The sequence below is a fragment of the Roseixanthobacter psychrophilus genome (assembly GCF_043195195.1).
Classification (GTDB): Bacteria; Pseudomonadota; Alphaproteobacteria; order Rhizobiales; family Xanthobacteraceae; genus NCEH01.
In genome coordinates this window covers 187,083-201,026 of the sequence record NZ_JBAFWT010000005.1, presented here as the reverse complement: position 1 = coordinate 201,026, position 13,944 = coordinate 187,083, and the positions used below count along the sequence as shown (strand labels likewise).

Below are 13,944 nucleotides of genomic sequence, written 5' to 3'. Positions count from 1 at the left end.
TCCTCCTCTTTGGGTGATTTCATCACCGGCACCATAGTGCACGTACCGTGCGAATCTAAAAGTGCGCGAGATATCCGCCATCCACAACCAAGACATGGCCCGTGATGTAACTCGCCCCCGGCGATGCGAGAAATACCGCCGCGCCGGCGATTTCTTGCGGCTTCCCCCACCGCCCGAGAGATGTGCGGCGCGACAGCCATTCTCCCACCGCGTGGTCATTCGCCATGGCGGCATTCGCGTCGGTCGCGAAATAGCCCGGCGCGATGGCGTTGACGGTCACGCCGCGCGATCCAAATTCCGCCGCCAGCGCACGCGTCAGCGCCTCCAGGCCGCCCTTGGCGGCGGTGTAGGCAGCATCCCCCGCACGCGCGATCGGGCCGGCGATCGAGGTGATATTGATGATCCGCCCCTCGCCCCGCGCCGTCATACCGCCAGCGACCACCCGCATGAGCCGCGCCGGGGCGACGAGATCCACGTCCAGCAGCCGCTGGAAGGCGGCATCGTCCAGATCGAAAAAGGGACGGCGGTCGCGCGCGCCGGCGTTATTGACCAGGATGTCCACCGGCGGTGCACGTTCCAGCGCCTGCGCCACCGCTGCGGCATCGGTGATGTCGAACGGCAGCACGCTGACCGTTCCATGGTCGGTAAGAGCCCGCGCCGCCTCCATGAGCCTTGGACGGTTGCGGCCGTTGAGCAACACATGGGCGCCCGCTTGCGCCATCCCCTTGGCGATCTCGAAACCAAGGCCGCCGGCGCTTCCCGTCACCAGCGCGGTGCGCCCCGCAAGGGAAAATAGCTCAGACATGCCAGCCTCCGCACCACGCCTCAGGAGGCTTGGCAGATCCTCCGGGCGATCACAAGCGGGCGCTTAGAGCAGGCGGCCGGCCATCACCGCTCCGAGAATGGCTGAAAGGAACAAGGAACCATCGTGCAAGGCCAAAGCGAGGCGCGAGGGAATCCCTCGCTGGTAGATCCAGCCGGTGCATCCCACCGTCGCAAGCGACCAACCCGCCCCGACCATCACCAGGGCAATGCCCCAGGCGAGGCTGCCGGCGAGTTCGAGGCCGGGCGCGAGCACCTGGATTGCCGGCAGCATCAACGCGGCGGCCACCAACCCCAGCCCAGCCAAGGCCAACAACCGGGGGGAGATATTTCCGCCGAAGGCCGCCAGTGGGGCTGCGGGTGCATACATGGCGGCCACGTGCAATGCGATGAAGCCGAAGACCGCGCCCTCACCGACGCCGCAGCCGAGCAAGGCCAGCGGCGCCTGCGCCATCAGCAAGCTCATGCCGAACCAGGCAAGCGCGCCGCATAGCGTCGGGACGAGAACTGCCGCCAGCGGCAAGGTCACTTTTTCGCGAAGCCGCGGCGCCGCATTGGGCGCCATCAATACCGCGACGGCGAGGGACAGGGTGTGCGCGACCGCGGCGAGCACGGCCGTACCGACCAGGAAGAACGGCGAAAACAGCCATTCCGCGCCCATGGCCAAGGTTGGCCCCGCGAGCGCAGCGAGCAGCCCACCGCACAGGACGCCCGCCGCCGCTGCCGCTGGCCGGCCAGCGCTCGCCGCCGCCTCATGGCGGTAGAAGAAGGAAAAGCCCTGCGCCATGCCGAGCCACAATGCGCCCAGGCACACCCAGGTGAACTGCATCTTCAGCAGCCCCACCGCCAGCAAGGCACCGCCTCCGACGCCGAGCGAAGCGCCAAGCGCGAAGCCGGTGCGACGTCCGAAGGCGTCGCCCAGGAAGGAGGCGGGGAAGGAGGCGAGCGCCGCGCCCACCAGCATGGCTGCGAACGGGAGCGTGGCATAATGAGGATCGCGCGCGAGGGCCGCGCCGGCCAAGGGTAGGATGCCGCTTGCGAGCGTCTGCGCCAGCACCGCGAAGGCGAAACCCAGCGCGAGCGCGAACGGCGGCGCGCGGTGCGTGGCATTGTCGTTGGCGGGCGCGTCGATCTGCGGATCGCAAATGCACACCAGCATTCCTGCGCGCGGACCCGGCATGGGCGTCGCGGGCTTCATGGACGTGGGTCCCGCTTGGACGCGGCGGGGAGATCCTCGTCGCTCAGCACGCGATAGGCGGCGCCGTCCAGGTCTTCATACTGGCCGCTCTTGAGACTCCAGAGGAAGGCGAACAGGCCGATCAGCCCGAGCGCGAGCGCGATCGGCACGAGATAGAGGAGAACCGTCATGCGCGCACCTCCGCGCCGATCACCGGGGACGCCTCGACCGCAGGCCTCGGCGCCCGCAACGCATTGAGCGTCACCAGGATCGACGAGCCGGACATGGCGAGGGCGGCCACGAGGGGGGTGACATGGCCCGTGACCGCAAGCGGCACGGCGATGAAATTATAGCCGATCGCAAGAACCAGATTTTCGCGCATGCGGCGGCCGGCGATCCGGGCGCCGTCCAGCGCTGCGAGAACCGGGGCGAGGCGCTGGCCGATGAAAACGGCATCGGCCTGGGCCTGCGTCACCGCCGCCCCGCTCGCCGGGGACAGGGAGACATCCGCCGCCGCGAGCGCCGGCGCATCATTGAGCCCGTCGCCCACCATGCAGACCCGATGGCCGGCCGCCTTGAGGCGCTCCAGGACGGCGATCTTTCCGCCCGGACGCAAGTCGCCCTCATAATCCGCGATGCCGAGACGCCCGGCCACCGACGCCACGGCTTCCGTTCGATCGCCGGAAAGGATGCGCACGGCGATGCCCCGCGCCTTCAGGCCATCCACCACCGCGCGCGCATCAGCGCGCAATTGCTGGGCAATGCCGATGACGAGGCTGGACGAGCCGAGCCGGAAGGCGATCAGCGAGCAGTCCGCGGGAAGATCCGCAGGCGCGTGGGCGTCGCAGAAGTCGAGACTGCCGAGCCGGGCCTCCCCTCCGGGCAGAAGGGTCTTCACTCCGGCTCCCGCCACCTCCTCCACCTCGGCGAAGGCGGGTCCCCCGGCGCTGCGGGCAAGCACCGCCGCCAAGGGATGGCGGCTCGACAGTGCCAGCCGCGCGGCGCTGGCAAGCAGCGCCGGATCGGCCCCCTGCGGGAGGCGCAACGCGGCTTCGGGCAAGGTGAGCGTGCCGGTCTTGTCGAACACGACCGTATCCACAGGTGCGAGCCGCTCCAGCATGTCCCCAGCATTCACCAGCAGGCCGGCGCGGAACAGACGCCCGGTCGCCACCACCTGCACCACCGGAACCGCCAGCGCCAGGGCGCAGGGACAAGTGATGATCAGCACCGCCACGGCGATCATCACCGCATCGTGCAGGCTCGCGCCCAGGACCAGCCAGCCGAGGGCCGACGCCAGGGCTGTCAGATGCACCATCGGGGCATAGAGGCGCGCCACCCGGTCGGCCAGGCGCACATAGGTGCCCCGTGCACTCAGCGCCCCATCCAGCAGGCGCTGGACGTCGTCGATCAAGGTCCCCTCGCCGCCCGCGGTCACGCGGACCTTCAGCACGCCGGACCCGTTGAGGCTGCCAGCATAGAGTCGGCCCCCGGGACCCACCAGGCGCGGCAGCGTCTCGCCGGTGATCAGGGCCTCGTCGACGGCAGAGGTCCCCGACACCACCTCGCCATCCGCGCCGACCCGTTCGCCGGCAGCCACCAGGATCACGTCGCCCGGCGCCAGCGCCTGAACCGGCACCAGGACCGGCACGCCGTCCGCGCCGAGCCGATGGGCCATCTCGCCGCGCAGGGCAGCGATATTGCCGGCCACGGCGCGGGTGCGCCGACGCGCCTCATGATCGAGATAGCGACCCGCGAGGAGGAAGAACAACAGCATGACGGCGCTGTCGAAATAGGCGTGCTCCTGGTGCAAAGCGGTTTCGAGCACCGACATGCCGAGGGCGAGGATGACGCCGAGCGAGATCGGCACGTCCATATTGAGCTTGCGGGTGCGCACGGCACGCAGCGCGCTCTGGAAAAAGGGCTGGCCGGCATAGGCCGCCGCCGGCAACGCGATCAGCGCGGAAAGCCAATGGAAAAAATCGCGCGTCTCGGGCGTGATGTCGGTGACATTGCCGGACCAGACTGACACCGACAGCAGCATCACGTTCATGGCGGCAAAGCCTGCAACGCCCATGCAGCGCAGCAGCCAGCGGGCCCGGCGCGCCTCTTCCTCCTCCACCCGCCCCGCGAACGGATGGGCCCGATAACCGAGCGCTTCCAGGCGCTGAACCACGTCGGCAGGCGCGCCCTCGCCGCTCCACGCCACTGTCAGGCGATGGGTGGTGTAGTTGAGCCGGGCATGGACCACGCCGGGCAGGGCCTTCACGCCGTTCTCGATATCGCCGATGCAGGCCGCGCAGTCGACGCCATCGACCGCGAGATTGACCTCCGCGCGACCCTCGGCGTCCCGTGCGAGAAAGATCGAATAATCAACGGCCTCGGCCATGTGCGTCGCACCCGGAAATCACGCGTCGCCGCCCCACGCCCCGCATCGGGGATCGCTAATGCAGCTGAACTCTGTTTTTGGAGCGGAACAGGCGCTGACCGCCTTGCGCAAGATCAAGCATCATGTCCCACTGGCCGGCGTGGGCGGTGGCCGCCCCCTTATAGCGTCCGTTGCCGACCGCGGCGAGGACCAGCGCCACGTCGCCGCGCGCATCGGTGGGATGGAACAGGCGGGCTGTCACCTCCAGCCCGTTCAACGGCTTGCCCGTGGCATCGCGGACGATCAGCATGACGTGGCGCTCCTCACCCTGGCTTTCCACGTCCGCCTCCACCTTCCAGCCGCGCGTCGCCTGCTGGGCGGCAGCGTCCTCCTCGCTGCGGAAGGCGAGGCCCGCCTTGTATGAGCTTTCCGTCTCCACCCCGCCGAAGGTTGAGACCGCGAACCGCGCCATCACGACATTCACGCTGATGACCACGCCGAAGAAGGCGAGAATGATCAGCAGCACTGCGCGTCCGGTCAGTTCCCGCGGCGGCTTCTCAGCAAGATCTGGCTTTGCCATGAAATCCTCCTCAGGGCGCGATGAAATGATCGCTGGCGTGGGCGGCAATGCCGGTGGCCGCGTCGCGAATCTCGAATGTGATCGGCAGCGAGGCGCCCGGCGCCAGCTTGTCCTTGGTCGTCACCAGCACCCGCACTTCGCGAGTCTGGTCGGGTCCGACGGCAAGCCGGTCGCTTTCGGAACCGGAATCCGTGCCGACAACGTTCAGGCTCGCGCCCGGAACCCCGGACGCCGAGACCGTGAAGGTGCGTTCATAGAGCTTCTTGTTGATCAGCCGAAGGGTATAGGCATTGCGCAGGGAGCCGTCCGACATCCGCACAAACACCGGATTGCGGTCATGGATGGCGGCCAGCCCCTCGCTGGAGCGGTTCACGAGGGTGGTCAGCATCAGCCCGGCGATGCCGCAGATCAGCACCGCATACAGCAGAGTGCGCATGCGGAAGATGCGCCGCACAGGCGCCTCGCCACGGGCGCGGGCCTCAAGATTCGCCTCGGACTCATAGGCAATGAGGCCACGAGGGCGATGGATCTTGTCCATCACAGTGTCGCACGCGTCGATGCACAGGCCGCACTGGATGCAATCCAACTGCAGGCCCTTGCGGATATCCACGCCGGTGGGACAGACGTTGACGCACTGGTTGCAATCGATGCAATCGCCGGCCGGCTTGCCCTCGGCCCGAAGCTGCGCGACCTTTTTCAACGATCCGCGCGGCTCGCCGCGGTCGAACAGATAGGTCACGTTGAGCGCATATTCGTCGGTCAGCGCGGCCTGAATGCGCGGCCAGGGGCACATGTAGATGCACACCTGCTCGCGCATATGGCCCGCCAGCACATAAGTCGTGCCCGTGAGAACGGCGATGGAGATATAAGCGGTCGCGGACGCCTGGAAGGTCGCAAGCTCGCGCACCAATGTCGGCGCATCGTCGAAATACAGCACCCACGCGCCGCCGGTCCACCAGGCGATCAGCAACCACAGCGTATGCTTCAGTGTCTTGTGAGCGATCTTGTCGATGGTCCAGGGGGCGTTGTCGGCGGCGATGCGCTCGCGCCGATCGCCTTCGATCAGCCGCTCAACCGCCATGAACAGGTCGGTCCACACGGTCTGCGGGCACAGATAGCCGCACCACACGCGCCCGGCGACCGCATTCATCAGAAACAGGATCAACGCCGCGAGGATCAGCAGCCCCGCCACATAATAGAATTCCTGCGGCCAGATCTCGATGAAGAAGAAGTAGAAGCGCCGGGCGGGAAAATCGATCAGAACCGCCTGGTTGGGCGCATCCGGTCCGCGATCCCAACGCACGAACGGCAGGAAATAATAGACACCGAGCGTGAGGATGAGCACGATCCACTTGATCCGCCGGAATGTGCCGTGGACGCTTTGCGGATAGATGGCGCGACGCGCCGCATACAGCGGCGCATCATCCGCCTCGGACGCCGGTGCTGCCGGACTGGTGGCTTTGGTCTTCACGGCGGGAGCGGTCATTGGATCACTGATCTTTTGCCCGCCCCCGTGGGGAAAGGCGTGGGAGAGGAGGGCCATGCCCTCGTTGCGATGCCCCCCGCCGGGCAATGTCACACCGGGCGGAGAGAACGTTCGCTATTGGCCACCACCCAGGGTGTGCACGTACACCGTCAGGGCCTTCAAGGTAGTGGGCGACAGGCGTTGTCCCCAAGCCGGCATCACGCCGCCGCGGCCATTGGTGATGGTCTGGACGATCGTGGCCTTGTCGCTGCCGTAGAGCCAGATGCCGTCGGTCAGGTTCTTCGAGCCAAGCTCCTGGTTGCCCTTGGCATTCTCGCCATGACACACGGCGCAATTGGCCTGGAACACGGCAGCACCCTTCTGGACGTTCGGCGTATCCGCCGACACCAGCCCCGACAGCGAGCGCACATAGTCCGCCGCATCGGAAATCTCGGTCTTGGTGAGGACCGCGCCGAAGGGCGTCATATTGCCCTGGTGGCCCAGGTCGTCGCCGGAGCGAACGCCGTGCATGAGGGTGGCCTGGATCTGCTCCAGCGAGCCGCCCCACAGCCAATCATCATCATTGAGGTTCGGGAAGCCCTTGGCGCCGCCGCCCCCCGCCCCGTGGCAGGGCGCGCAATTGTCGGCGAAGGCGACCCGGCCTTCGGCTCGGGCCAGTGAAAGCAGCTCCGGGGTCTTCTCGATCTCCTGGAGGGAAGCCGTGGCCAGCTTCTCTGACGTGGTGGCACGCAAAGCCCGCAAATCGGCAAGCTGCTCCTGCACCGCGGTGCGAGAGTTCCAGCCGAGCGCGCCCGTCGTATAGCCGGAGATCAGCGGCCAAGCCGGAAAGGCAATCCAATAGCAGACGGCCCAGAAGATGCAGGCATAGAAGGTCCACAACCACCAGCGCGGCAGCGGATTGTTGAGCTCGCGGATACCGTCCCATTCGTGGCCGGTGGTGGCGGTCCCGCTCGCGGCGTCCACGTGCGCGTCATGGCTCTCGTGTGCGGTGCTCACGGGATCAATCCTCCTTCAGCGGAATTTGGGCGGCCTCGTCGAAGTTCTTCTGCATCTTCTTCGAAGGCCAAAAGGCATAGGCGATAACTCCGACAAACCCGAAGAAGAACAATAAAAGTCCCCAGGTCTGCGCGAACGTCGCCAATTGCATGTAAATGTCACGCATGGCTCACCTCACATTGGCCTTGTCGTCGTAGAGCTTGAAGTCCACGAGCGTGCCGAGCATCTGGAGATAAGCGATCAGGGCGTCCGCTTCCGTCAGCTCGGCGGGATTGCCGTCGAAATCGCGCACTTGCGCCTTCGGGTAGCGCTTTTGCAGCGCATCCATTTCGTCGGCATCGGTGGTGGACTGTGTCCTGAGGTCCGCCTGCGCGCTGGCAATCATGTCGTCCGTGTAGGGGACACCCTCGATGCGCAACACCTTCATGTCCGCGGCGATATGCTTGGCGTCGAGCTTGTTTTGCGCGAGCCAAGGATAGCCCGGCATGATCGAGGCCGGCACAACGGCGCGCGGGTTATTCAAGTGCTCAAGCTGCCACAGGTCCGAATACTTGCCGCCCACGCGGGCGATATCCGGGCCGGTCCGCTTCGACCCCCATTGGAACGGGTGATCGTACATGCTTTCCGCCGCCAGCGAATAATGGCCGTAGCGCTCCACTTCGTCGCGCAGCGGGCGGATCATTTGGCTGTGGCAGTTGTAGCAACCCTCGCGCAGGTAAATGTTGCGCCCCGCCAGCTCCAGCGGCGTGTAGGGGCGAATGCCATCCACCTTCTCGATGGTGCTCTTGAGATAAAACAGCGGGACGATCTCTACGAGGCCGCCGATGGAAATCACCACCAGCACCCCAAGGAGCAGGATCAGCGAGTGCTTCTCGAAGATCGCGTGCTTGCTCCAGATCGAAGAGGACTTGGTTGACATCTATGTCTCCGTCATTCGGCGGGAGCGAGCGCGGCGCCGGTCGCCTCGGCGACGGTTTCCGGCATGCGAATGGTCATGATTACGTTCCAGGCCATAATCAGCGACCCGATGAGGAACAGGATTCCGCCCACCGCCCGGATCACATAGAGCGGGTGCATCGCTTCCACTGTCTCGATGAACGAATATTCGAGGAAGCCGAGCGCGGTATAGGCGCGCCACATGAGGCCCTGCAGGATGCCAGCCACCCACATCGCCGAGATATAGAGGACGATGCCGAGCGTCGAGATCCAGAAGTGCCAGTTGATGGCCTTCACCGAATACATCTCGCGCTTGTTCCAAAGCCAGGGAATGAGGCAGTAGATCGCGCCGAATGAAATATAGGCAACCCAGCCGAGCGCGCCGGAATGGACATGGCCGATGCCCCATTCGGTGTAGTGGCTCAGCGAGTTCACCGCCTTCACCGACATCAACGGGCCTTCGAAGGTGGCCATGCCGTAGAAGGCGACCGAGACCACCATCATGCGGATCACCGGGTCGGTCCGCAGCTTGTCCCACGCACCTGAAAGGGTCATCAGGCCATTAATCATGCCGCCCCAGGAGGGCATCCACAGCATGATGGAGAAGGTCATGCCCAGGGTCTGCGCCCAGTCCGGCAGCGCGGTATAGTGCAGGTGATGCGGACCGGCCCAGATGTAGAGGAAGATCAGGGCCCAGAAGTGCACGATCGACAGCCGGTAGGAATAGACCGGCCGGTTCGCCCGCTTCGGGATGAAATAATACATCAGGGCCAGGAAGCCGGCCGTCAGGAAGAAGCCGACCGCGTTGTGGCCGTACCACCATTGCACCATGGCATCCTGCACGCCCGACCACAGAATGTAGGACTTGGGCGAGAACACCGAGACCGGGATGGTCGCGTTATTGCCGAGATGCAGAACCGCGATGGTCAGGATGAAGGCAAAGTAGAACCAGTTCGCCACATAGATATGCGGCTCCTTGCGCTTCAGCACCGTCACCAGGAAGACGAGGAAGTAGGTGACCCAGACGATGGTCAGGAACAGGTCGCTGTACCATTCCGGCTCGGCGTATTCCTTGCCCTGGCTGATGCCCAGCAGATAGCCCGTGCCGGCGATGACGATGAACAGGTTATAGCCCCAGATCACAAACCAGGGGGCAAGGTCGCCCGCGAGCCGCGCCTGCGAGGTGCGCTGCACCACGTAGAAGGAGGTCGCGATCAGCACATTGCCGCCAAAGGCGAAGATCACCGCGGACGTGTGCAGCGGCCGCAACCGGCCGAACGAGGTCCAAGGCAGATCGAAATTGATCACCGGGAATGCGAGCTGAAGGGCGATGATCACGCCGATGAGAAAGCCCGCGACGCCCCAGAACACTGCCAGCAGCGTGCCGACCTTCACCGGACCCATGTTGTAATTGGGCTTTCCGTCGATGGTCTGCGGCGGCAGCGTCGCGTCGCGATCCATGTACCGGTTGCCGATGGCGAAAACCGCAGCGACGCTCGCCGCAGCGAACACGAAGGCATGGAAGGCATAGGCCGATGTGTGGGCCTTGGCGGCCACCACGACGGCGAAGAAAGCAAATAACGAGAACACGATCAGGAGACTGATTTCCCCCGTCGTCATGCTCTTCTTGGTCGGTGTCTGGACAATGGACATTGGGCACCCCTTGCGCGGGGGCGGTGCAAACCCGCCCTGCAAGCCTTGGGGGCAAAATGGGCCGGGAACGCTCTTTCTCCTTGATACAGGTCAAAGCTAAGGGTTCACCCGGAGGCCCCATTGCCGCACCCTCGCCGTAAAAAGGCCGCGATCAGTCCAGCGTCTGGCGAAAACGGGCTACCGCGATACCCATCGCAACCAGCATCAGGATGAACAGTATGGCGATGTCGAGCCGCAGGTCGGCGAAGTCCGCGCCTTTCAGCAGGATGCCCCGGACCATGCGCAGATAGTGGGTGAGCGGCAGGCATTCGGAGACCCATTGCGCCCAGCGCGGCATCCCGGCGAACGGGAACATGAATCCCGAAAGCAGGATGTTTGGCAGGAAGAACATGAACGACATCTGCACCGCCTGCAGCTGGTTCTGCGCGACGGTCGAGAAGGTGTAGCCGACAGCAAGGTTGGCGGTGATAAACAGCAGCGTCACCACGCACAGCAGTGCAAGCGAGCCCTCTACCGGCACATTGAACAGCAGGACCCCCGCACCGAGGATCAGCACCGCCTGCAGCACCCCCACCAGCACATAGGGGATGATCTTGCCGAGCATGATCTCCACCGGGTGGATCGGCATGGAGAGCAGGCTCTCCAGCGTGCCGCGCTCCACCTCGCGGGTCACCGACAAGGCGGTGAAGATCAGCATGGTCATGGTGAGGATCGTGCCCAGCAAGCCCGGAACAATGTTCAGCTGCGAGGTACCGGCGGGATTGTAGCGCCGGTGCTGGACGATATCGAACGGCATGGCGCCGGCGGCATCGACGAAACGGATCTGCTTCAGCGCCGTTCCGATGATGCCCGAGAGCGCGCCGAGCGCATTGCCGGCGGCCACGGGGTCGGTAGCATCCGCCGCCACCAGCAGCTGGGGATTTTCACCGCGCCTGAGCGCCCGCTCGAATCCGGCCGGGATCTCCACCAGGAACAGCACATCGCCGCCCCGCACCATGTGCTCGGCTTCGTCCTCGCTTTGCGCCAGGCGGGTGAATTCGAAGAACGCGGTATTGCGCAGCGCGGCAATGATCGCCCGGCTCACCTCATTGTTTTCATGAGAAAAAACGGCCGTCGGCAAATGGCGCGGCGTGGTGTTGATGGCATAGCCGAACAACACCAATTGCAGCAGCGGGATCATGATCATGGTGGCGAAGGTCACCCGGTCGCGCCGCAACTGGATGAATTCCTTGCGCACCATCGCCGAGATGCGACGGAGAAAGCCGGGAACGGCGATCATCGCAGCGCATCCTTCGACCGGCTCATAAGGTCGATGAACACATCCTCCAGGGTCGGAGAATCCTTCTGGAACGCAAGGTCCGGCCGCCCGCGATAGGGCGCGAGTGCGGCGTCGAGCGCCGTCAGGTCACGGGCGGAAATGTGCAGGCGGGTTCCGAAGGGAGCCACCATGTCCACGCCCGGCGCCGCTTCCAGCTCCCGAGCCAGCGCCGCCGTAATGCGCCCGGGGTCGGCTCCGCCCACCGCCTCAACGGTATAGGTGGACAGGCCGGAGGCGGCGATCACGTCCGGCACCCGCCCTTCCGCCAGCAGATGGCCATAAGCGATGTACGCTATCTCATGGCAACGTTCCGCCTCGTCCATGTAATGGGTCGACACCAGGACCGTCAGTCCCTCCGCCGCAAGCGTATGGATTTCCGACCAGAATTCTCGCCGGGCCTGGGGGTCGACACCCGCTGTCGGCTCGTCCAAGAGCAGCAGTTCGGGCGCGGGAAGGATGCAGGCGCCAAGCGCGAGGCGCTGCTTCCAGCCGCCCGACAATTCCCCCGCCAATTGCTTGCCGCGCCCCTCCAGGCCGAGCCGGGCCAGAGCCTCCTGGGCAGCTTGCTCGGGCTTGGGCACGCCGTAGAGGCGGGCGACGAACTCCAGATTCTCACGCACGGACAAATCGGCATAAAGCGAGAACTTCTGCGTCATGTACCCCACATGACTGCGGATCTCGCGGGCTTGCGTGAGGATATCCAGGCCAAGGCAGGTGCCGCGCCCCGCGTCCGGGGTGAGCAGCCCGCACAGCATGCGGATGGTCGTGGTCTTGCCCGATCCGTTGGGCCCGAGGAAGCCGTAGATCTGGCCCTTGCGCACCCGCATGGAGAGGTCGTCGACCACCACCCGGTTGCCGAACGACTTTCGCAGGCCCTCCACATCGATGACGACCTCCCGGCCGTTGCCCTCGGCCTCCAAAGGGGCCGGGGGGCTCACCGGCCGGGTCCCAGAAGGGCCACGGTGACCGGTTGGCCCGGCCGCGCGGCGGAAGGATCGCGCGGGCGGGCCTCAACAAGATAGACCAGCTTGGCCCGCTCCTCGCGGCTGTAGATCACCGGAGGGGTATATTCGGCGGCATCGGCGATGAAGGTGACATCGGCCGTCAGCGGGGGGCAGCCATCGCAGGATACGGCCACCGGGGCGCCGAGGACGACCTTCGCCAAGGCCGCCTGCGGCACGAAGAAGCGCACCTTCACAAGGCCCGGCGGGAGCATTGAGGCGACGGGCCGCCCCTCCGGCACGAGTTCTCCGACCCGGTAATAGAGGGTCTGCACCGTGGCGTCGGAGGGGGTTCGAAGTACGCGGCGGTCCAACCGGACCTGCGCGGCATCACGATTGGCTTGCGCCTGCGCCACAGCCTGCGCGGCGGCGGCGATATCCTCGTCGCGTGCTGCGATCCGGGCGTTGTCGATCTGGCGCCCGATCTCGTCCAGGCTGGCCAGATTCTGATCGTATTGGTGCTGGGCGGTATCGAGATTGGCCTGTGAGGATGCGCCCTTCGGCACCAGGGCCTTCTGCCGCTCCAGATCGATGCGGGAAAGGTCGAGCGCGGCGGTTGCGCGACGTTGGGAGGCTTCAAGGATGGCCACTTCCTCCGGCCGCTGCTGGGCGGCCTTCGCCTTGTCGAGCCGAGCGGTGGCCTCGCCCAGCGCTGCGGTCGCGGCGGCGAGGTCCGCCTTCTGGACATCGTCCTCCACAGTGGCGATCACCGCACCGGCCACGACCTTGCTCCCCTCGGCCACGGGCAAGGTGACCACGCGCCCCGCCTCCTGCGGGCCGATGAACAGCAGATCGCCCTCGACATAGCCGGTGAATTCATTCTGGGGCGGCGCAGAACAGGCGGAGAGCAGGAGGCTCGCCACGATCATGAGCGGGCGCAGAGGCAAGGATCCGACGGGCATCATGCCTCCGGGCTCCCAAGACCGCGCAGCAGCACGTCCCTGTAGGCGTGGATGAAGGCGCGCACATCGAGCGGATCGATCTGTGCAAACAGGCTGTTCCAGACCAAGGCCGTCATGGCCGGGGCGATCACCATCTGCGGAAACCGGACGGCAGCATCGGAGGTGATCTCGCCGCGAGCGAGCCCCCTTTCGCCGATGGCCCGGATGAGGGCGACGCCGCGCGACACCACCTCGCGATGGTGGAACGCGGCAAGCTCGGGAAAGCGCGGGCCCTCCGCGATCATGAGGCGCAAGATACCGGCACCCGGACCCTCGACGATGCGCGAGATCAATATTTCCGAGATCACCGCCATCAGCTCGCGGGTGGTTCCCGGAAAGGACGGCAGCACCGCAGCCGCCTCGCTTAGCACAGGCGCGACCGTCGCCTTCACGATCGCCTCGAACAGCGCTTGCTTGTCGGGGAAATACAAATACAGCGTGCCCTTCGCGATCCCGGCGGCACGCGCCACATCCTCCAGGCGGGTTGCGGCGAAGCCGTGTTCCGAGAACAGGCTAAGCCCTGCTGCGAGGATGGCGGCCTGACGCTCCTCGCGCCGTCCGGGGCCGATCGCGGCCGGCGCGCGGGGACGTTTAATTGGCGGCGAGGCGTTAGCACGAAGGGTCATAATCGCATCATGCCTCAATATGACTGACGAGTCAGTCATATTT

The 13,944-nt window shown here is 65.6% G+C and carries 14 protein-coding genes; all 14 read right to left on the bottom strand.

Features of this window, described 5'->3' with window-relative positions:
* Positions 1–55: 55 nt before the first annotated feature.
* Positions 56–805, bottom strand: coding sequence for an SDR family oxidoreductase (locus V5F77_RS07740; protein WP_429004765.1), 750 nt, complete (start codon positions 803–805; stop codon positions 56–58).
* A gap of 63 nt (positions 806–868) precedes the next feature.
* Positions 869–2,020: a hypothetical protein gene (locus V5F77_RS07735; RefSeq protein WP_429004764.1), complete on the bottom strand. Its 1,152-nt coding sequence runs from the start codon at positions 2,018–2,020 to the stop codon at positions 869–871.
* A complete protein-coding gene (gene ccoS, locus V5F77_RS07730) occupies positions 2,017–2,190 on the bottom strand; it encodes a cbb3-type cytochrome oxidase assembly protein CcoS (RefSeq protein WP_429004763.1) in 174 nt (57 codons plus the stop codon). The genes V5F77_RS07735 and ccoS overlap by 4 nt, the downstream gene beginning before the upstream one ends.
* Positions 2,187–4,385 carry a heavy metal translocating P-type ATPase gene (locus tag V5F77_RS07725; RefSeq protein ID WP_429004762.1) on the bottom strand — a complete coding sequence of 733 codons (2,199 nt, stop codon included), beginning with the start codon at positions 4,383–4,385 and terminating at the stop codon, positions 2,187–2,189. Before V5F77_RS07725 ends, ccoS begins: the two co-directional genes overlap by 4 nt.
* 55 nt (positions 4,386–4,440) lie before the next feature.
* Positions 4,441–4,944: a FixH family protein gene (locus V5F77_RS07720; RefSeq protein WP_429004761.1), complete on the bottom strand. Its 504-nt coding sequence runs from the start codon at positions 4,942–4,944 to the stop codon at positions 4,441–4,443.
* Between the two features lie 10 nt (positions 4,945–4,954).
* Positions 4,955–6,430: a cytochrome c oxidase accessory protein CcoG gene (gene ccoG / locus V5F77_RS07715; RefSeq protein ID WP_429004760.1), complete on the bottom strand. Its 1,476-nt coding sequence runs from the start codon at positions 6,428–6,430 to the stop codon at positions 4,955–4,957.
* A gap of 114 nt (positions 6,431–6,544) precedes the next feature.
* Positions 6,545–7,426 (bottom strand): cytochrome-c oxidase, cbb3-type subunit III, encoded by an 882-nt coding sequence (gene ccoP / locus V5F77_RS07710; protein ID WP_429004759.1) that lies wholly within the window; start codon positions 7,424–7,426, stop codon positions 6,545–6,547.
* A 4-nt stretch (positions 7,427–7,430) separates the two neighbouring features.
* The gene (locus tag V5F77_RS07705; RefSeq protein WP_429004758.1) at positions 7,431–7,592 is read right to left on the bottom strand and encodes a cbb3-type cytochrome c oxidase subunit 3; all 162 of its coding nucleotides are present in this window, start codon (positions 7,590–7,592) and stop codon (positions 7,431–7,433) included.
* 3 nt (positions 7,593–7,595) lie between these two features.
* Complete coding sequence (gene ccoO / locus V5F77_RS07700) at positions 7,596–8,345, bottom strand: cytochrome-c oxidase, cbb3-type subunit II (protein ID WP_429004757.1); 750 nt, start codon at positions 8,343–8,345, stop codon at positions 7,596–7,598.
* 11 nt (positions 8,346–8,356) lie between these two features.
* Positions 8,357–10,015, bottom strand: a complete 1,659-nt coding sequence (ccoN, locus tag V5F77_RS07695) for a cytochrome-c oxidase, cbb3-type subunit I (RefSeq protein ID WP_429004756.1) — start codon at positions 10,013–10,015, stop codon at positions 8,357–8,359.
* 151 nt (positions 10,016–10,166) lie between these two features.
* Positions 10,167–11,294, bottom strand: a complete 1,128-nt coding sequence (locus tag V5F77_RS07690; protein ID WP_429004755.1) for an ABC transporter permease — start codon at positions 11,292–11,294, stop codon at positions 10,167–10,169.
* Entirely contained in the window at positions 11,291–12,271 is a 981-nt protein-coding gene (locus V5F77_RS07685; protein ID WP_429004754.1) for an ABC transporter ATP-binding protein, read from the bottom strand. Before V5F77_RS07685 ends, V5F77_RS07690 begins: the two co-directional genes overlap by 4 nt.
* Complete coding sequence (locus tag V5F77_RS07680) at positions 12,268–13,239, bottom strand: HlyD family secretion protein (RefSeq protein WP_429004753.1); 972 nt, start codon at positions 13,237–13,239, stop codon at positions 12,268–12,270. Before V5F77_RS07680 ends, V5F77_RS07685 begins: the two co-directional genes overlap by 4 nt.
* Positions 13,236–13,901 (bottom strand): TetR/AcrR family transcriptional regulator, encoded by a 666-nt coding sequence (locus V5F77_RS07675; protein WP_429004752.1) that lies wholly within the window; start codon positions 13,899–13,901, stop codon positions 13,236–13,238. The genes V5F77_RS07680 and V5F77_RS07675 overlap by 4 nt, the downstream gene beginning before the upstream one ends.
* Positions 13,902–13,944: the final 43 nt, after the last annotated feature.

What these genes read in the sequence shown, in the direction of transcription:
- V5F77_RS07740 (WP_429004765.1), bottom strand. Translation starts at nt 805, where the DNA reads ATGTCTGAGCTATTTTCCCTTGCGGGGCGCACCGCGCTGGTGACGGGA.
- V5F77_RS07735 (WP_429004764.1), bottom strand. Translation starts at nt 2,020, where the DNA reads ATGAAGCCCGCGACGCCCATGCCGGGTCCGCGCGCAGGAATGCTGGTG.
- ccoS (WP_429004763.1), bottom strand. Translation starts at nt 2,190, where the DNA reads ATGACGGTTCTCCTCTATCTCGTGCCGATCGCGCTCGCGCTCGGGCTG.
- V5F77_RS07725 (WP_429004762.1), bottom strand. Translation starts at nt 4,385, where the DNA reads ATGGCCGAGGCCGTTGATTATTCGATCTTTCTCGCACGGGACGCCGAG.
- V5F77_RS07720 (WP_429004761.1), bottom strand. Translation starts at nt 4,944, where the DNA reads ATGGCAAAGCCAGATCTTGCTGAGAAGCCGCCGCGGGAACTGACCGGA.
- ccoG (WP_429004760.1), bottom strand. Translation starts at nt 6,430, where the DNA reads ATGACCGCTCCCGCCGTGAAGACCAAAGCCACCAGTCCGGCAGCACCG.
- V5F77_RS07705 (WP_429004758.1), bottom strand. Translation starts at nt 7,592, where the DNA reads ATGCGTGACATTTACATGCAATTGGCGACGTTCGCGCAGACCTGGGGA.
- ccoO (WP_429004757.1), bottom strand. Translation starts at nt 8,345, where the DNA reads ATGTCAACCAAGTCCTCTTCGATCTGGAGCAAGCACGCGATCTTCGAG.
- ccoN (WP_429004756.1), bottom strand. Translation starts at nt 10,015, where the DNA reads ATGTCCATTGTCCAGACACCGACCAAGAAGAGCATGACGACGGGGGAA.
- V5F77_RS07690 (WP_429004755.1), bottom strand. Translation starts at nt 11,294, where the DNA reads ATGATCGCCGTTCCCGGCTTTCTCCGTCGCATCTCGGCGATGGTGCGC.
- V5F77_RS07680 (WP_429004753.1), bottom strand. Translation starts at nt 13,239, where the DNA reads ATGATGCCCGTCGGATCCTTGCCTCTGCGCCCGCTCATGATCGTGGCG.
- V5F77_RS07675 (WP_429004752.1), bottom strand. Translation starts at nt 13,901, where the DNA reads ATGACCCTTCGTGCTAACGCCTCGCCGCCAATTAAACGTCCCCGCGCG.